This is a genomic window from Flexivirga oryzae (assembly GCF_014190805.1).
GTDB lineage: Bacteria > Actinomycetota > Actinomycetes > Actinomycetales > Dermatophilaceae > Flexivirga > Flexivirga oryzae.
In genome coordinates this window covers 2,163,568-2,180,452 of sequence record NZ_JACHVQ010000001.1, presented here as the reverse complement: position 1 = coordinate 2,180,452, position 16,885 = coordinate 2,163,568, and the positions used below count along the sequence as shown (strand labels likewise).

The following is a 16,885-nucleotide window of genomic DNA, read 5'->3' as shown; positions in this document are numbered from 1 at the left end:
TCCTCGATTGCGTTGGGTGTCTGGGCCCGCCGTGTGCGGATAGCTCCGCCTGGCCGGGCGGAGCTCAGGCGAGGGCGTAACCGGCCTCGCGGACGGCAGCTTCGACCGTGTCGTGGGGGACGGGCTTGTCGGATTCGAAGGTCAGCTTGCCGGTGGACAGGTCGACCACCACGTCGCGGACGCCCTCGATCGCGGTGACCTCTTCGGTCACCGATGCCACGCAGTGACCGCACGTCATACCCGTGACGGTGTAGGACGCAGGCGCCGTACCGATCGCGACCGGTTGGGCGGTGTCGGTGGTGTCGGTTGCCTCGGTGCCGCAGTTGCAGGAAGTGCACATGGTGATGGGTGTTCCTCTCGTTGAATTTCTTGGTGGTACGTCTTCAGGTTGGGTAGCTGGACCGCTCGCGAAGGTGGTCCGGGTGTCGCCTGTGGGATGTGGCGTGTTTCGGTTCAGCTGCGGACCAGTCGGGAGATGGCGTCGGAGGCTTCCTTGAGTTTCTCGTCCGCCTCCGGACCGCCCTGGCGTGCCGCGTTGACGACGCAGTGCGCCATGTGCTCATCCAGCAGCCCGAGCGCCAGCCCCTGCAGGGCCTTGGTCATGGCAGAGACCTGGGTGAGGATGTCGATGCAGTACTGCTCTTCCTCGACCATCCGCTGCAGGCCGCGGGCCTGCCCTTCGATGCGTCGCAGCCGCTTCAGATAGGTGTCTTTGGTCTGGTTCGCGATATAGCTGTGCTGGGAGGTGCCGGCCTGTGGTGGGGCGTCGGCGGTCGTATCGGTCTTGGTCATCGTCGGCCCCTTCGTAGGTGGGATAACAGTCTCAACATCATACCCCCTTGGGGTATTCCTGAATGCTGATCATACATTACCCCCCTAAGGTATAAACGAGTTACGCTCTCACCGACGCAATGTGACGTCGGCGTCGCAATCGGGTTGGTGACCGAGAGCCTTGGGTCGCAGCTCACTTTCGACCCGCCGAAGAGTTCGGCGGCCGCGAGAACCGCGAGCTGTTGCTGTGACTGGGACGATCAGTGGACACGAAGGGAGCAGGTGATGGGCGACTTCGTCAGCATCCTGGCCGCGTTGGGGCTCGTGCTGCTCGCCGCGGTCGTGGTCCTGGTCGCCCATCGCCTGCTCACGGTGGGCACGACCAGTGAACCGGTGGCGCCCTACCTGTCTGGTGCCCGGCCGACGGAGCATGCGTTGTCTCGCTACCACGTGCGCTGGTACACCGTGACGTTGCTCTTCCTGGCTTTCGATGTGGAGATGCTTTTCATGTACGCCTGGGCGCTGGTGGTCGCAGAGATGGGCGCGGGCGCGGTGGTCGAGATGTTCGTCTTCCTCGGGTTGCTGATGGCGGGGGTCGTCTACGCGTGGCGGGAGGGTGCTCTGCGATGGGTTTGAGGACCTCGGCCCAGCGACTACTCGCGGGGTGGGCTGCGCGCCGGCCACATGTACTGCTGGTGACAGCGCCCGGCGGAACTGCCGCGCGGCTGGCGGTCGAGGCACAGGCCCGCGCGCTCGGCGGTGTGCTCACCGGTGAGCCTGCTGACGCGGACGTGCTGGTCGTGGCTGGCTCGCCTGACGGTGAGCTGGCCGACGCGGTTGGGGTGCTGTGGAGTCAGATCCCGGCCCCGAAAGTTCGCGTCGACGTGCTCGATACCGCGCGTGCGGCAGCGTTGCTGTCGGCCGGGATACATCGGCTGGCGAGCACACCCGACGCGGGTGCCGAGTCGACTGAGCAGGTCGAACCCATGGGCGAGCACGTCCACCAACAGGAAGCCGAGATGGGACACGAGCACGGCGGTGATGGTGGGCATGGTCACGGTGGGCACACGGATGCTGAGCAGGGCGGTCACGAGCACGGGGGGCATGACCACGGCGGCATGCAGATGCCCGGGGGGCTGATGATGGCCGACCGGGCACCGGACCGGGACGGGCTGAAATTGGATGTACTGCATGTCGCGCTGGGCCCCGTGCTGCCGGCGTGGCCGTCCGGTCTCGTCATCGACGTCGAACTGCAGGGGGACGTGGTGCAGGGCGCGGAGGTACGGGTGCTGGCCGGGGCCGGAGACGCGATGCGATTCTGGGCCGACGGCACCGGGGTGGCGGCCGGGCGCCGCCGGGCGGCGGCGCATCTGGACTCTGTGGGCCGTCTGCTGGAGGTCGCCGGGTGGTCCGGCGCGGCCGATCGGGCCCGCGGGCAGCGCGACGTGCTGCTCACCGAAACTGGCGAGCCGGTGGGCGAGGCGCGAGAGGAGTTACGCCGCCTGCGCCGCCGGGTGGAGCGCTCGTGGGGTCTGCGCCGATCACTGGCCGGGCTGGGTCGTCTTGGCCATGGTGACGTCAGCCGACTCGGCCTGTCGGGTCCGGCCGCGCGAGCGGCCGAGCGCGGTGGCGACGTGTGGGCAAGGCTGCAGACCTGGCTGGTGGAGGCCGACCTGGCCCTCAGCAGCGGCCCGGTGGCACCGGCCGAGGGCCCACGCGGGAGGCCTGGCCGCGGCTCGGACGCCCTGGTCGCGGCCGCCGCGCACTTGATGCCCGGGCTGGACCTGGGTGACGCACGGCTGGTCGTGGCGAGCCTGGATCCCGACCCCGACGACCTGCACTCCACCGGGGTCGCCGGCGACCGGGATCCGCATTCAGGTCACGGCGGAAACGGCCATCATGACGAGGGCCCCCACGGCATGCCCGGGGGCACCAACCACCAGCACGACGGGCACGTCGCATGACAAGCCTCGTCCAGCAGGCGCCGGCCTGGTCGGTGCTGGTCGCGGTGCCGCTAGTGCTGTGCGCGGCGGTGCTGGCAGGGTCGCTGGACGCGGTGCTCGACCCACGAGGCGAGCTGCCGCTGAGGGCGCGGCTGCTGCGCCCGGTGTATGAGGCATCGCGGTCGCTGCTGGTTCAGCGGCGGTCGACGACGGCTCCGGACCGATTGCTGTGGGCCGTGGGGGTCGTCACCCCGTTGCTGGTCGCGGTGCTGATGGCACAGGTCGTCCCACTCGGCTTCGCCGTGGTGAGCGACCTGGGTGTCGGATTGGTGTGGTTCAACGCCATGGACGTGCTGCTGTGGGCGGGATGGTGGCTGGCCGGGTGGGGCCCGAACAGCGTGTATTCGCTGATTGGTGGCTACCGGTTTCTTGCCCAGGCGCTGGCGTACGAGTTGCCGCTGATGTTCGCCCTGACCGCGCCTGCGGTCGCCGCCAGCAGCCTGTCGGTGCCGCAGATCGTGGCGGCCCAGCAGGGCCGCTGGTTCATCGTGCAGATGCCGTTGGCCGCGGTGGTGTTCGCCGCAGCGGTGGCCGCCTTTGCCGCGTGGGGGCCCTTTGCGCACCCGGTCGGCCAGGACATCGCCGGTGGACTGCTGGTCGAGCAGTCCGGGCCGGCCCGGCTGCTGCTGCGGTGGGGCCAATACGCCCTGCTGGTCGTCGGATCGGCGATGACCGTGGCGCTGTTCCTGGGCGGCGGGGCAGGCCCACTGCTGCCGCCCTGGTTGTGGACGTTGCTCAAGAGCGCCGCGGTGCTCGCCGTGTTGCTGGCGATGCGCCACCGAATGCCGGTATGGCGCCCGGACCGGTTGATGCGCCTGGCGTGGCTGGTGGTGTTGCCGCTGGTACTCGCGCAGCTGCTTGTTGTGTCGGTGCTGGCGGCGGCTGGAGGTGGATCGTGACACTCGCGGTGTTCATCGTGCTGGCCGTAATTGCGATCGCCTCCGGCGTCGCGGTCTTCGTGGTCGATTCCATGGCGAGGGCGACCTTCGCGCTGGCCGCATCGTTCGTGGCCGTCGGTGGGGAGCTGATCCTGCTCACCCTCGACTACTTGGGCGTGGTCACCATTTTGATGATGGTGATGGAGATGGCGATCATGGTCGTCTTCATGGTCATGTTCATGATGAACCCGGCCGGGTTGATGCCCATGTCGATGCTGCACAACACGCGCGGGGCGCTGACCATTGCGGCCGGCACGTTCCTGCTGCTGGGCGCCGCCGCGGTGCTAGTGCCGTGGCCGGCGCGGCGGGGAACCGTCCCGGCCGATCCCACCCGGGCTATCGGCGAAGCGATCATGGGTCCCCAGATGCCGGTCATGGTCGGCATCTCGGCGCTGCTGTTCGCCACCATCGTGTCCGCGCTCGTGCTTGCTGTCCCACACGGCCGGTACGACCAACCCGCCCACGACAGCGGGGAGACAGACAGGTGACGCTTCAACTGTTCCTGCTGCTGGCGGCCGCCTTGTTCGCCATCGGCGTGTTCGGCGCGCTCAGCCAGCAGTCGGTTGTCATGGTGATGATGGGGCTGGAGTTGATGGTCAATGCCGTCATCGTCGCAGCCGCCGCGTTCTGGTACTTCCTCGCACCGGCGGCGCCGGACGGGCAGGTGCTGCTGCTGGTCGTCATCTCGGCGATGACGGTCGAGATGGCCATGGGTTTCGCCGTGGCCACCCTGCTGTTCCGGGCCAGCGACGTGGACATGACCGACATGGCTGCGGAGCTGAAACGGTGAGCGCGCTGCTGTGGGCGCTGGTCCTGCTGCCCGCCCTGGCGGGGGTAGGCCTGCTGGCCGCGCCGCTCGGCCCGTCGCCGGTGCGCCGGGCGGTCGAGCGGGCGACACCCACGGTCGGGATTTCGGTTGCGACCGGAGTACTCGCTCTGAGTGCTGCCGCCGCGTCCGTTCGGCCGACCACGTCCGCCCCCTTCCTGGCCGGTGACCCATTCACCTTGGCGGTTGACGGGCTGTCCGCCGTCGTCGTCGTCACCGTGGCCGCAGTCAGCCTGCTGGTGCTGGTCTTCTCGGCCGGCGCGATCCGGCACCACCGGGCCCGCTTCGTCGGGCTCATGCTGGTCTTCGTCGCCGCCGTGCTGGTCACCGCCACCACCACCACGCTGCTCGGGCTGCTCATGGCCTGGGAGGTGATGGGCGCCACCAGCTACGCGCTGATCGCATTCGACTGGCGACGCGATACCGCGGTCGCCTCAGGTACCACCGCATTCGTGGTCACCAGAGCCGGTGACGTCGGGCTCTACCTCGCCGCCGGAGCCGCCCTGGCCGTGGCCTCCGGCGGCACGCCGGGTCTCTCGCTGGATCGCCTGGCGTTGTTGCCGTCCCCGTGGCTGCACATCGCGGCCGCGGGAATGCTGGCAGCGGCGTTCGGTAAGGCTGCCCAGTTGCCGTTCTCGTTCTGGTTGTCCCGGGCGATGGACGGGCCGAGCCCGGTCTCGGCGCTGCTGCACTCGGCCGCCATGGTGGCCATGGGCGGCTACCTGCTGCTGCGTCTGCACCCGCTGCTGCTCGCCGCCGGGTGGGCGGCGACCACCGCGGCCTGGGTCGGGGCGCTGACCGCCCTACTGCTGGGTGCGGTCGCCATCGCCCAGGACGACCTGAAACAGCTGCTCGCGGCGTCCACCAGCGCCCAGCTCGGCTTCGTGGTGCTCGCGGCGGGCACCACCGGGCCGGGTGCGGTCGGCGCCGGCCTGGCACACCTGGTCGGCCACGCGTCCACCAAGGCGCTGCTGTTCCTGGCCGCCGGGGCCTGGCTGGCCGCTCTGGGCACCAAGTCCCTGCCGGCGCTGCGCGGCGCCGGGCGGGCCTACCCGTGGGTCGGCGTGCCCTTCACCGTCGCGGCACTGGCTCTGGCCGGGGTGCCGCCGCTGACTCTGTGGGCCACCAAGGAGTCCGTCCTCGCGGCCGCCCGCGAGCAGTCGGGTGCGCTGTACGCGGTCGGGCTCGCGGCCGCGGTGGCCTCCAGCGCGTATGCCGGCAAGGCCCTCGCGCTGATCTGGCGCCGCCTGCCGGACCACCCGACCGGCTACGACACCGAGGAGGCCGGCACCCGGCAGGTCGGCTGGATCGAGCGAATCCCGTTGCTACCCCTAGCAGTCGGTGCGGCCGGCCTCGGGGTGCTGGTCGTCCCGGCCGTATGGGCCAAGGTGGACCCGGGCGCGCCGACGCCGACCTCCGCCTCCGCCGGGGAAGTGGCCGTCTCTGTGGTCCTGGCCGTCGTCGTGACCGGCGTGGCGCTGCGCTGGCCGCAGCGCCTGCCGGCGCCGCGGTGGGCCGGCAGCTGGCTGCGCCTGGAGCAGGTTGCCCATGCCGGGGTGCTGCGCCCGACCCTGCGCCTGGCCGCCCTGCTGGCCCGGGGTGACGCCGCACTCGAGGCAGCGGTGACCGGCACCGGCCACGCGGGCCGTCGGCTGGCCGACCACGCCGCGGCGATCGACGCCGTCGGGGTCGGTGGCGCACTGCGCGGCGTCGTGGCTGCGGCCCGCCGGGGTGCGGGCCTGGCGCTGCGCCCGCAGACCGGGCAACTGCACCAGTACTACGCGCAGGCCTCGGTCGGTTTGGCCGTGGCCGTCCTCATCGTCTGGTTGGCGAGGTAAACCCGTTGTTGTCCCTGTTGATATTTCTGCCCGCCGCGGTCGCCGCGGTGCTGCTGCTGGCCCGCGTGCCCGACCGGGTCGCCCTGTGGGCCTGGTTGGTGACCGGTCTGGTGACGGTCGGGCTCAGTGTCGGCATGTGGGCGGCATACCTGCACGGCCACGGGCCGGGGCAGTTCGGGTTCGCCGAGCAGGTGCCGTGGATGCCGGGTATCGGCTCCAGCTATCACGTCGGGGTCGACGGGTTGAGCCTGCCGCTGCTGGCGCTGACCGCGGTCATTTTCACCGCGACGGCGGTCTACTCGCTGCGCGAACGGCAGCAGCCCCGTTCGTACGCGGCGTTGTTCCTGGCGCTGCAGACCACCAGTCTGGGGGTGTTCTCGGCGCTGGACCTCATCGTGTTCTTCGTGTTCTTCGACCTGTCGATCGTCGGGATGTACTTCGTCATCGCCGGCTGGGGGCACGGCCCGGCGCGGCGCCGGTCGGCGCTGCTGTTCTTCCTCTACACCTTCACCGGCTCACTTGCCCTGTTGCTGGGGTTCATCGGCCTGTATGTCGCCTCCGATCCGCACACCTTCGACATCGCCGAGCTCGCCGCGCACCCGCCGTTGACCGGGTCAGGTGCGGCCGGGCCGTTGGTGCTGGCGGCCATCGCACTCGGCCTGGCGATCAAGACCCCGACGGTCCCGTTCCACTCCTGGCTACCGCCGGCGCACACCGACGCGCCGGCGGCTGGGTCGGCGGTGCTGGCCGGGATCCTGCTGAAAATGGGCACCTTCGGTTTCGTGCGGATCGCGATGCCGCTGCTGCCCGAGCAGTGGCGCACCTATGCCTGGGTGTTCGTCGGGGTGGGCGTGGCCTCGGTCCTCTACGGGGCGCTGGTGGCGCTGGCCCAGGACAACTTCAAACGGCTGATCGCGTTCACCAGTGTCAACCACATGGGTTACATCCTGCTCGGTCTCGGCGCCGCCGGCCTGGCCGGTGACGCCCACGCCCGGTCGGTGGCCGTCACCGGTGCCCTGGTGCAGATGGTCAGTCACGGGCTGATCACCGCGGCCTTGTTCCTGCTGGCCGGTGTGCTGCTGGACCGCGGTGGCAGCTACGACCTGACCCGGTATGGCGCCCTGGCCGGGCCTGCGCCACGGTTCGCCGCACTGACGACCGTCGCGGCATTCGCGAGCCTGGGGCTGCCTGGCTTCAGCGGCTTCATCGCCGAGTTCCAGATCCTCGCTGGCAGCCTCGGCCCGGCCACACCGGCAGCCGCGGTCGCCGCGCTGGGCATCGTCCTCACAGCCGGCCTCTTCCTGTGGGCTATCCACCGGCTCTTCCTCGGCACACCACGAACCGGACAGGTCGCGTTCGCGGACCTGTCCGCTCGCGAACTGTGGGCCATCGGGCCGCTGCTGGCCCTGTCCGTGCTCATCGGCGTCTTCCCGCAGTCCCTGCTCGGCGTTGTGACGCCCGCCGCGGATCACCTGATCGCGCTGGTCGGCCGGTGACCGCGCACGAGGACCCGGCCGCGTTCGCACCCGAGCTCATCCTGCTCGTCGGTGCCGTGGTCGCGCTGCTGACCGGCTCGTTCGTCCGCCAGGAGCGGCAGTGGAGCGCGCAGCTGGTAGCCGCCGTCGCGCTGGCCGGGTCGCTGGTGGCCGGCGCCACGGCGGGCGCTTCGGGGCAGACGCTGTATGCCGGCAGTTACGCGATCGACGCCGCCACGTTCGCCGCCCGGCTCATCGTGCCCGCCGCGGCGCTGCTCGTGTTGGGCCTGTCTGCCGGGCGGGTGCGCGGCAGCGCCCGGGAGAGCGAGTTCGCAGTCCTGGTGCTGCTGGCCAGTCTCGGTACCATCCTGCTGGCCGGCAGCACCGACCTGCTGTTGCTCGCGGTGGCCTATCTGCTGGCGTCCATCCCGCTCTACGCCCTCGCCGGCTGGGCCCGTGACCCCGCTGGCGCCGAAGGGGCGCTGAAGACCTACCTGTTCGGTGTACTGCTGGGCATCGTCATGTTCCTCGGGATCGCGGTGCTGTTCGGGCTGGCCGGATCCACCTCGTATGCCGACCTGGCCCAGCGCCTGCCCGGCGCCCCACCCGCGGCCCTCGCCCTGGGAGCGGTGGCCGTGTTTGCCGGACTGCTCTTCAAAGCCGGCGCGGTCCCGGTGCACTTCTGGGTGCCGGACGCCGTACAAGGTGCCACCACCGGTGCCGGGGCCTTCCTGACCACTGTCCCCAAAATCGGGGCGCTGCTCGCCCTGTACCGGTTCGTGCTCGTCCTACCCGACGACGCCATCAACTGGCGACTGCTGCTGGCACTGCTGGCCGCGGCCAGCATGACCCTGGGTAACCTCGCCGCCTTCCGGCAGGACGATCCGGCCCGACTGCTGGCCTACTCCACCATCAGCCAGGTCGGCTACCTGCTCATGGTCGTCGTGGTCGCCGATCCGGTCGCCGGCTCCGCACCGCTGGCCGCGCTAATCCTTTATCTGGCGGCATACGCAGCAGCCAACCTCGGCGCGTTCGCCGTCATCGCCGCACGCCCCGGGCCCTCCACACTGACGGACTACCGCGGGCTCGCTCGCCAGAGCCCAGCCCTGGCCGGCGTCCTCGTGGTCAGCCTGTTGGCCCTGGTCGGTACCCCACCCACTGGCGTGTTCACCGGTAAGCTCACCGTCTTCGCCGCCACCTGGGACGGCGGCTGGGCATGGCTCGTGGTCATCGCCGCCGTCAACACTGTCGCGAGCCTCTACTACTACCTGCGTTGGATCGCTCCCGCGTTCGCCCGCCCCGACCCAGCCACCGGACCGGCCGCCGGCCCGTCGGTGCCGGGTAGTCCGCGGGAGGCGCTGGCCTGGCCCGCGCGGTGCGTGATCGCCGCGGCGGTCACCACCGGATGCCTGGCCCTGCTGATCGGCATCGTGGCCGACGGCGTGCTGGACATCGGATCGGCCGCTATCAAGTGGTGAGGACCCAGGCTCGCCGGCAATCCGGCGCATCTGCGCTCTCGGCGGGCTACTTCACGTAGCTGACCACGGCCATCATGCCGCGGTTCGCGCCGCTGGCCGGCCGGGGCCAATGAGAGGCGCACACGAACCCCGCCGCCTGACGGCTGGACCGCGGCCGCTGCCAGGAAAGGGCGGCGGCCGCGTGGGTCTCGGCTTTGGCTCTCGGTGTCGGTGTCTTGGCCATCGACCAGACGCCCAGCATCGATCTCGTCGATGTGCAGATCGCGGCGCCCTTGCCCGTGTATTTGGTCGGCGCTAGGTCGTCGGCTCGGCGAATCAGCGTGTATTGGAAGTTGCCGTAGCCGGCGGTGTTGCCGTTGAACTGGAACGAAGTCAGCCGGAGCCGTTCCCCGGCCTCGTGGCGGCCAGCGAAATATCGCTCGAGTCCGGCCCTGTCCTGAGCGACGGAGCCGATCCGTTGTCCCGGACCGTCGGTGATGTACCAGTCGAAGCCGTTTCCCTGCCGCGCCCAGATCCGCTGCAAGGTCGGTTGGTCACCGGCGTTGAATGCCCGCACGAACCCGATTACCAGCTTTCGAACTGTCGTGTCCGTGCATGCACCGTTCGACTCGGATCGGGAGGGGTCGTGCGCCGAGGGCGTGTCGGCCGAGCCGCTGGCTGTACAGGCGGCGAGCAGGAGTGCAACAACGGTCGCGGTGGCGATCGTGGGGCCGCGGCATATCGGCTGCACGAGTTCCAGTATGACCGCCCCTCGACCGGGCTACTTCACGTAACTGAGCACCGCCATCATCCCGCGGTTCGCGTGGTACGCGTTGTGGCAGTGGGTCAGCCACTGACCGGGGTTGTCCGCGTCGAAGAACACCGACACCGTCTGCATCGGCTTGACGATGACCGTGTCCTTGCGCGGACCCGTCGCCCCGACCTGGAAGGTGTGCCCGTGCAGGTGCATCGGATGCCACATCATCGTGTGGTTCGCGTAGTCGATCCGCACCCGTTGCCCCGCTCGGATGTCGTAGGCGGTGGCAAACGGGTTGGCCTCATCGAATTGCCGGCCGTTGATGCCCCAGCCGTACTTGGCCATCCCGCCGGTCAACGCGAGCGTGTGGACCTGGTCGACCGGGCGGTCGGCAAGCTGCACGGACGGGTCAGCGGTCGCCGCGCCGGACTGGATGACCTTGCCGGTGAGCTTCTTCGGCACACTCGACGTTGTCGGGCGGGCACCGCCCCCGCCCGCGAGTACCGCGAAGGTGCGGCCGGCTTTGCCCTCGGCAAGCGCCACGAATGGCACCGGATGGTCGGGCACTGTGATCAGCGCGTCGACCCGTTCGCCCATCCCCAGCACGATCGCGTCCACGCGCTGATGCTTGACCGGGAAACCGTCGGTGTGCGTCAGCGTCATCGGCACCCCGGGCAGGCCAACCCGGTAGGCGGTGTCGCCAGCGGCGTTGATCACCCGCAACCGAATGCGCTGTCCGGGCTTGGCCTTCAACGTGTCCGGGCGCATCGGATCGCGCCCGTTGATCAGATGCACCGGGTAGGTGACGTCCCCGGCGTCGCCGCCGAGGAAAGGACTGGTCGCGCCACCGCCGCCACCCATCCCGGATATGCTGGGCATCGACATCCCGGACATTCCTGACATGTCGTGGTCCATGGCCATTCCCTTGGCCAGCTGCGCCGCCTGCTTGGCCGGGGTGCGTCCCTTGATGCCGTCCAGCCAGTCATCCACGACCAGGATCCACTCGTGGTCGTACTCGAGCGGCTCCTGCGGGTCCTCGATGATCAGTGCGCCGTACAGGCCACGGTCTCGCTGCAGTTCCACATGCGAGTGATACCAGTAGGTGCCCGGATGCGCGGTCTTGAACGTGGCCGTGAATGACCCGCCCGGCTTGATCGCCGGCTGGGTCAGGCCGGGCACGCCGTCTGCGTCGTTGCGCAACGCCAGCCCGTGAAAGTGTGTCGTCGTGGCTTGGTCCAACCGGTTGCGCTGGGCGACCGAAAGGGTGTCGCCGACGCGGGACCGCAGCACCGGCCCGGGCAGCCGGGCACCGTAACCCCAGGTGTCGACCTGCTGCCCGTCGATGCTCGCTCGCATCGGGGCCGACGTCAGCGATGCTCGCACGGTGCGGCCACCTGCGGGCCGGGCATCCTCGGCCCGCTGAACCGCACCGGCGGTGGGGGAGACCCGCGTGCCCGATGACGTCGAGCCGGCCGAACCGCTTGCCGCATCCCCGGCCCCGGACGACGTGCAGCCGGCCGACAGGCTGACACCGGCCGCCAGGCTGACACCGAACAGGCCACGTCTGGACAACTGCAGTGATTTCGATATGGCGCTCATGACTCGAGCCTACATATACCCCAGGGGGGTATATGTAGCGGGGCTGCCCGACCTTCTGCGGGTGGCGCTCCAGCGACAAGGTTGAGCCACCGCTTGAAGCCCGCCTGCTGGCTGCAATTCGTGACGCTGGAGGGATCCTCGGGTCACTTGGCCGGCTTCATCTCATCCTCGACCACCCACTTGTGGTTCTTCATCGTCATGCCGCGTGCGGTGTAGTCCACGACGTAGACGGTCTGATCGGTTGAGCTGGCGACGGTGCCGTGCGCGCCCTTCATCCCGGACATGTGGTCGGTGGTGAGGACCACCTTCGTACCGTTGGCGAGACGTTTGCTGCCGGCGTCCTGGAGTTCTTGCTGGACCACCCACTCGTGGTCTTTGACCATCGACCCGCCGGTGGTCGGGGTGTAGTTCACCGCGTAGGTGAACGTGGAGTAGGCACCAACGACAGTGGCGCGCGCACCGTCCATGCCTTCCATGTGGTCAGCGGTCAGGATCACTTTGCTGCCGACTGGGTACTTGGGGTCGGATGCCGGCTTCATCCCCGCCGGGACGGGACCGCCGTCACCGTGGTCCATCGCCATCGAGGACGCGCTGGTCGGCATGGAGGATGAGCCCATCGACATACCGTCCATCGCGGTACTGGAGGCGTGATGACCCCCTGAGGCAGCGGGGGAGGACGAGTTCGAGGAGCAGCCAGCCACCACCGTCAGACTGGCGGCGGCAGCAAGGGACAGCAGGACACGGGCACGGCGGGTAGGGAACAACGAATTTCTCCTTCAAGAACTTCTATTGGTTGGCTGGCGGAACCGGCTCGGTATGGCGCACGCCCGCAAGATGCTGCACGCGTCAAGGGGCACGTCGAACGATCTTCATCACTGCGGTCTCGCCGTGGTCGATGTTGTGGTCGTCGGCTGTCCCGTTTCCGGGCGGTTGGCGGGATCCTGCCCGGAACGGCAGTCGTCATGCCTCGATCGAGTTGGCGCCATCTTGCCGTTGGGCGTGGCCTGTATCAGGCAGGCCGCCGCGTAGGCCACCAACGCCCAGAGCGCCAACACACAGGTCAGCAGCAACGCCCAGGCCCAGCCGGTCACGCCGGTGTCGCGCCACCACCACATCATGACGTCCACGATGTACCCGCGATGTTGCGATCACACCGGTTGGACTCTGAAGAAACGATCAAGAAACTGCCAGCAGCCGACGTCCGGTGGCGGCGGTTGCGGAGCCAGCGGCGATGATGGGTGCATGGTCGATGCTGTCCGAACGGTCCTGGTCGTCGAGGATGAGAAGGACTTGGCCACCATGGTGGGCTCCTACCTGGAACGCGCCGGGTATGCCGCGCCGTTGGTGCACACCGGACCGGATGCGATCGACGCCGCCCACGCCGTACAACCGGATGTCATCGTCCTGGACCTGGGTTTGCCCGGTCTGGACGGCGTCGAGGTGTGTCGGCGGCTGAGAACTTTCACCGACTGCTACATCCTGATACTCACCGCCCGCGCCGAAGAAGTCGACACGATCGTCGGCTTGTCCGTCGGCGCCGATGACTACCTCACCAAGCCGTTTCGCCCCCGAGAACTCGTCGCACGGGTTCAAGCCCTCTTACGGCGCCCCCGGCACCAGGCCCCGTCCGTTGCGCAGCTGCGAGTCTTTGGATCCCTGGAGGTTGACCCGGCCGGCCGGCGTGTCACCCTGTCCGGCGAACCCGTCGTGCTGACCCGCACCGAGTTCGACATCCTGGCGCTGCTGACCGCCTCACCTGCGCTGGCATTCGCGCGTCGCCAAATCATTGATGAGGTGTGGGACCCGGCCTGGGTTGGCGACGAGCATGTGGTCGATGTCCACATCGCGCATCTGCGCAACAAGCTGGGTGACGATCCCGTCGAGCCCCGGTATATCGACACTGTGCGCGGTGTCGGTTATCGGATGGTCACGCGATGAAGTGGCCAGCTACGCGCGGTAGTGGTCCGGGCATCGCGACTCGGCTCCTGCTCGCACAGGGGCTGGTCGTCACCTGCGGCGCGATCACGGCCGCCGGGGTCGCCGCGATCGTGGGGCCCCCGTTGTTCCATCATCATCTGCTGATGGCGGGGGAGAGGCCGAACACCCCCGAGTTGAGGCACATCGAGCGCGCTTACACCAGTGCCAACACGATTGCGCTCGGCATGGCCGTCCTCATCGCGCTGATCGCCGCTATCGCCGTCACTTGGTATCTGTCCCGCCGGCTGACTCGCCCGGTGGTGCAACTGGCGGCTGTCGCCGAACGCATTTCCTATGGGGACTACAGCGCCCGAGCGACGCCGGCGGCCGCGGGTCCGGAGCTGGCATCCCTGACAGGGACGTTCAATCAGGTCGCCGAGCGCCTGCAACACACAGAGTCGACCAGGCACCGACTCCTGGCCGATCTCGCCCACGAGCTGCGCACCCCGATCGCGACGCTGGAGGCATACCTCGACGGTCTCGACGACGGCGTCACCGGGTGGGGCCCGGAGCCGGCACGGGTCTTCCGGGACCAGATCACCCGGCTGCACCGACTCGCCGAGGATCTGAACGACGTATCACGTGCCGAAGAAGGCGAACTCGGACTGGACCTCGAACGCACGCCCGTTCAGCTGGTCGTCCAGGCGGCAGTCGAAAGCCTGCGCCCTCGGTACGTCGGCAAGGGTGTCCAGCTGCGCAGCGCCATCAGTGACCGTGCTGACGCCGAGGTTCTCGTCGACTTCCAGCGGTTCGCCCAGGCACTGACAAATGTGCTGATCAACGCGTTGCGCCATACTCCACCCGGTGGCGGCGTGACCGTCCAGACCACCATCGACACTGGGTCAATACGAATTGCCGTGATCGACACCGGCGACGGCATCCCCGCTGACCAGTTGCCGCACATCTTCGAACGCTTCTACCGCGGGAGACTCGCGCGAGACCGTGACAGCACCGGCAGCGGCATCGGACTCACCATCTCCCGCGTCATTGCCCGAGCCCACCATGGAACGCTCACCGCCGACAGCGACGGTCCCGGCGCCGGCGCGCGCTTCACCTTCACGCTGCCCCGTCGGCTGCATCGTTGATCTCGTCCCTCACGCACACGCGGCCACGTGATCGCAGATGACCGGGGATGCCCGAGGTCACCTCATCGCGTCGCCGCAGCGACCCATACAGGCAGGCCCACCGAGAACCGGTCCTGCGCAGCTCGCTGCTGTTGATCGCGAATGAAGTTCTGCGCTTCGCTGGCCGTTACAGCTCCCGTCGATGCGGCGGCTTGAGCGAAGCCGATGGCTATGTTGACCATTGACGGGTGGATCAATGCGCCGAGGAAGCCCTGGACAGCCACCTCAGCGAAACCGCCATCAAGCAACAGACTTCGATATCGACGGGCCGCGCGAGGGCTCGGAATGGAGTCCGCTCGCGCCTGGACGATCGCTCGTGACAGGCCGGCATCGGCCGCATCGATCATGATGCCGTCCCAGTCCTGACCGACCAATACGATTCTGCCTCCAGGAGCAAGGACGCGATGCGCCTCGGCCACCGCTCGTCCAGGGTCGGCCAGCATGTGGAAAACCTTGTCGGAGCGGTACGCCGTCACCGAGCCCTCGGATAACGGTAGGTGCTCTGCAACTCCTCGCCGTACGTCCAACTCCGGCCATCGCGATGAGGCGGTCTGCACCATCAATTGGTCGGGGTCGAGCGCAATGGTTTGGGAAGCTGTGCGGGACATCTCGGCCGCCGCCAGGCCGGTGCCGCAGCCCACGTCGATGACTTGGGTGCGGTGATCGAGGGCCAGGAGTTCGTAGGTGAAGTGTCGGACGCGGATGGCTTCGGGCATCTCGTCCGCAATGTCGAGCATGCGGATCATCGACGTTGTCTCGTGTCGCTCGGCGGCCGTTGGTGATGGTCTCGTTGACATGACGACCAGGATCGTTCTTAATGTCGACATGAAGTCAACGGCTGCCGTTTGGACCATAGGCGAGCTGGCGGCCCGGTCCGGTGTCGCTAGGCACGTTCTACGTCATTGGGAGTCCGAGGATCTCCTGTCGCCACAGCGGTCCACCGCTGGCCACCGCCGCTACCGGCCCGATGATGTGTATCGCGTGGCCACGATTTTGCTGGCCAAGGAGGCCGGGCTGGGGCTCGGGGAGATCCGAGCGATGACTACCGGATCGGCACAGCAGCGGACCGCCGTCCTCCATGAGCATCGCGCTGAACTGAGAAACCGCATCGCGGCAGCCCAGGCCTGCCTCGCCCTGATCGAGTGCGCTCTGGAATGCGACCACGAGGACATCGGGACGTGTCCGCACTTTCGTGCCGCTGTCGCGCACCGAGTTACGGCCCTGCAGCGCTGACTAAGTCTGTGGTCAACGCCGGATGCGTCCACCGGCGACCGCGGTTCGTCCCGCGCCTACTCAGCCAGCGCGACCGTTGCGCGGGTTGACTCTTTGCTAGAAGATGCCGCGCGTACGCAGCCATGGCAACGGATCGATGGCCGCGCCGCCGGTGTGGATCTCCAGATGAAGGTGCGGTCCGGTGGAGTTCCCAGTGTTGCCCGAGTAGGCAACGACTTGGCCTGCGGATACCCGGGCGCCGGGCGCGACCAGTTGCCGGGACAAGTGTGCGTAGATGGCACTAGTGCCGTTGCCGAGCTCGATCGCGACGCGCAGGCCGGCCCCGCCGTTCCATCCGGCAGCAGAGACCACGCCGTCGTGTAGTGCTCGCACCGGCGTACCGATGGGTGCAGCGAAATCGTCACCTTGGTGATATGTCGAACCGATACCGCCGGGTGAGACCCGGGAGCCGAACCCGGAGGTGAATGTTCCGCCACACCCGGCGATTGCGCACACCCATTCGGGCTGACGGCGCCTGGTGCTGCTTGTCGTGGGGTGTTCTGCGTGCTGCTGGGTTGCGGTGTCAGGAGCGCGCGTTGACTTGGCGGTGGAAGGACGCGGCACGTTCGTGCTGCTGGGCGTGGTCCGAATCTGATCCCGGGACGCGGCCCGGTCTCGTGCTGCCGCTGTCATCGGGGCCTTCGTCGACGCGGGCCGATCAGCGGCCGACATGGGCGCTCGCGTTAGTGCGGAATCGACCGTCTGTCGTTGGCTCGCGACTGCGGCCGAGCGACTCCCGCTCTGACCAATCAGGCCGAGCGGTGCCGCACTGGCCGCGACTCCGGCCGCGACCGCGGATGCGGTCGCCGCGGCGACCACCGGTAGCGCGACCTTGTGGCGGCCGAGAA

Annotated in this window: 19 protein-coding genes; 11 read left to right on the top strand and 8 right to left on the bottom strand. The window is 68.6% G+C overall.

The window, feature by feature from the left end; genetic code table 11:
* Positions 1 to 64 precede the first annotated feature (64 nt).
* Both FHU39_RS10250 and FHU39_RS10245 read right to left on the bottom strand, forming a co-directional pair.
* Entirely contained in the window at positions 65 to 340 is a 276-nt protein-coding gene (locus tag FHU39_RS10250; protein WP_171157417.1) for a heavy-metal-associated domain-containing protein, read from the bottom strand.
* A 113-nt stretch (positions 341 to 453) separates the two neighbouring features.
* Entirely contained in the window at positions 454 to 792 is a 339-nt protein-coding gene (locus FHU39_RS10245) for a metal-sensitive transcriptional regulator (protein ID WP_171157418.1), read from the bottom strand.
* Positions 793 to 1,056: 264 nt separating this feature from the next.
* Between FHU39_RS10245 and FHU39_RS10240 the strand changes: the two genes are divergently transcribed.
* The 8 genes from FHU39_RS10240 to FHU39_RS10205 are packed head-to-tail and all read left to right on the top strand — an operon-like array spanning position 1,057 to position 9,329.
* Positions 1,057 to 1,407: an NADH-quinone oxidoreductase subunit A gene (locus FHU39_RS10240; RefSeq protein WP_183320239.1), complete on the top strand. Its 351-nt coding sequence runs from the start codon at positions 1,057 to 1,059 to the stop codon at positions 1,405 to 1,407.
* Positions 1,398 to 2,735, top strand: coding sequence for a hypothetical protein (locus FHU39_RS10235; protein ID WP_183320238.1), 1,338 nt, complete (start codon positions 1,398 to 1,400; stop codon positions 2,733 to 2,735). Before FHU39_RS10240 ends, FHU39_RS10235 begins: the two co-directional genes overlap by 10 nt.
* The gene (locus tag FHU39_RS10230; RefSeq protein ID WP_171157422.1) at positions 2,732 to 3,673 is read left to right on the top strand and encodes a complex I subunit 1 family protein; all 942 of its coding nucleotides are present in this window, start codon (positions 2,732 to 2,734) and stop codon (positions 3,671 to 3,673) included. The genes FHU39_RS10235 and FHU39_RS10230 overlap by 4 nt, the downstream gene beginning before the upstream one ends.
* Complete coding sequence (locus tag FHU39_RS10225; RefSeq protein ID WP_343036757.1) at positions 3,670 to 4,200, top strand: NADH-quinone oxidoreductase subunit J; 531 nt, start codon at positions 3,670 to 3,672, stop codon at positions 4,198 to 4,200. The genes FHU39_RS10230 and FHU39_RS10225 overlap by 4 nt, the downstream gene beginning before the upstream one ends.
* Positions 4,197 to 4,502, top strand: coding sequence for an NADH-quinone oxidoreductase subunit K (locus FHU39_RS10220; RefSeq protein ID WP_171157424.1), 306 nt, complete (start codon positions 4,197 to 4,199; stop codon positions 4,500 to 4,502). Before FHU39_RS10225 ends, FHU39_RS10220 begins: the two co-directional genes overlap by 4 nt.
* Positions 4,499 to 6,376 carry a proton-conducting transporter transmembrane domain-containing protein gene (locus FHU39_RS10215; protein WP_183320237.1) on the top strand — a complete coding sequence of 626 codons (1,878 nt, stop codon included), beginning with the start codon at positions 4,499 to 4,501 and terminating at the stop codon, positions 6,374 to 6,376. The genes FHU39_RS10220 and FHU39_RS10215 overlap by 4 nt, the downstream gene beginning before the upstream one ends.
* Positions 6,377 to 6,381: 5 nt before the next feature.
* Entirely contained in the window at positions 6,382 to 7,872 is a 1,491-nt protein-coding gene (locus tag FHU39_RS10210) for a complex I subunit 4 family protein (protein ID WP_171157434.1), read from the top strand.
* Positions 7,869 to 9,329: a proton-conducting transporter transmembrane domain-containing protein gene (locus tag FHU39_RS10205; protein WP_183320236.1), complete on the top strand. Its 1,461-nt coding sequence runs from the start codon at positions 7,869 to 7,871 to the stop codon at positions 9,327 to 9,329. The genes FHU39_RS10210 and FHU39_RS10205 overlap by 4 nt, the downstream gene beginning before the upstream one ends.
* Positions 9,330 to 9,375: 46 nt before the next feature.
* Here the strand turns inward: FHU39_RS10205 and FHU39_RS10200 are convergent, their stop codons facing one another.
* The 4 genes from FHU39_RS10200 to FHU39_RS10185 all read right to left on the bottom strand — a co-directional run bounded on the left by FHU39_RS10200 (position 9,376) and on the right by FHU39_RS10185 (position 12,782).
* Positions 9,376 to 10,059 carry a Cif family virulence factor gene (locus tag FHU39_RS10200; RefSeq protein WP_183320235.1) on the bottom strand — a complete coding sequence of 228 codons (684 nt, stop codon included), beginning with the start codon at positions 10,057 to 10,059 and terminating at the stop codon, positions 9,376 to 9,378.
* Positions 10,060 to 10,089: 30 nt separating this feature from the next.
* Entirely contained in the window at positions 10,090 to 11,664 is a 1,575-nt protein-coding gene (locus tag FHU39_RS10195) for a multicopper oxidase family protein (RefSeq protein ID WP_183320234.1), read from the bottom strand.
* Between the two features lie 143 nt (positions 11,665 to 11,807).
* The gene (locus FHU39_RS10190; RefSeq protein ID WP_425484776.1) at positions 11,808 to 12,428 is read right to left on the bottom strand and encodes a YdhK family protein; all 621 of its coding nucleotides are present in this window, start codon (positions 12,426 to 12,428) and stop codon (positions 11,808 to 11,810) included.
* 108 nt (positions 12,429 to 12,536) lie between these two features.
* Entirely contained in the window at positions 12,537 to 12,782 is a 246-nt protein-coding gene (locus tag FHU39_RS10185) for a hypothetical protein (RefSeq protein WP_183320232.1), read from the bottom strand.
* A 124-nt stretch (positions 12,783 to 12,906) separates the two neighbouring features.
* On the opposite strand from FHU39_RS10185, the gene FHU39_RS10180 reads away from it, so the two are divergent.
* Together FHU39_RS10180 and FHU39_RS10175 are read left to right on the top strand one after the other, a co-directional pair.
* Positions 12,907 to 13,602, top strand: a complete 696-nt coding sequence (locus FHU39_RS10180; RefSeq protein WP_183320996.1) for a response regulator transcription factor — start codon at positions 12,907 to 12,909, stop codon at positions 13,600 to 13,602.
* Positions 13,599 to 14,726 carry a sensor histidine kinase gene (locus tag FHU39_RS10175; protein ID WP_183320231.1) on the top strand — a complete coding sequence of 376 codons (1,128 nt, stop codon included), beginning with the start codon at positions 13,599 to 13,601 and terminating at the stop codon, positions 14,724 to 14,726. The genes FHU39_RS10180 and FHU39_RS10175 overlap by 4 nt, the downstream gene beginning before the upstream one ends.
* A 62-nt stretch (positions 14,727 to 14,788) precedes the next feature.
* On the opposite strand, the gene FHU39_RS10170 is transcribed toward FHU39_RS10175, so the two are convergent.
* A complete protein-coding gene (locus tag FHU39_RS10170; protein ID WP_183320230.1) occupies positions 14,789 to 15,511 on the bottom strand; it encodes a methyltransferase domain-containing protein in 723 nt (240 codons plus the stop codon).
* Here FHU39_RS10170 and FHU39_RS10165 point away from each other — a divergent pair.
* Positions 15,501 to 15,998, top strand: coding sequence for a MerR family transcriptional regulator (locus tag FHU39_RS10165; protein ID WP_221185216.1), 498 nt, complete (start codon positions 15,501 to 15,503; stop codon positions 15,996 to 15,998). The two genes, FHU39_RS10170 and FHU39_RS10165, sit on opposite strands and share 11 nt — an antisense overlap.
* Positions 15,999 to 16,094: 96 nt before the next feature.
* Here FHU39_RS10165 and FHU39_RS10160 read toward each other — a convergent pair whose 3' ends face one another.
* Positions 16,095 to 16,670 carry a M23 family metallopeptidase gene (locus tag FHU39_RS10160; protein ID WP_246336496.1) on the bottom strand — a complete coding sequence of 192 codons (576 nt, stop codon included), beginning with the start codon at positions 16,668 to 16,670 and terminating at the stop codon, positions 16,095 to 16,097.
* Positions 16,671 to 16,885: the final 215 nt, after the last annotated feature.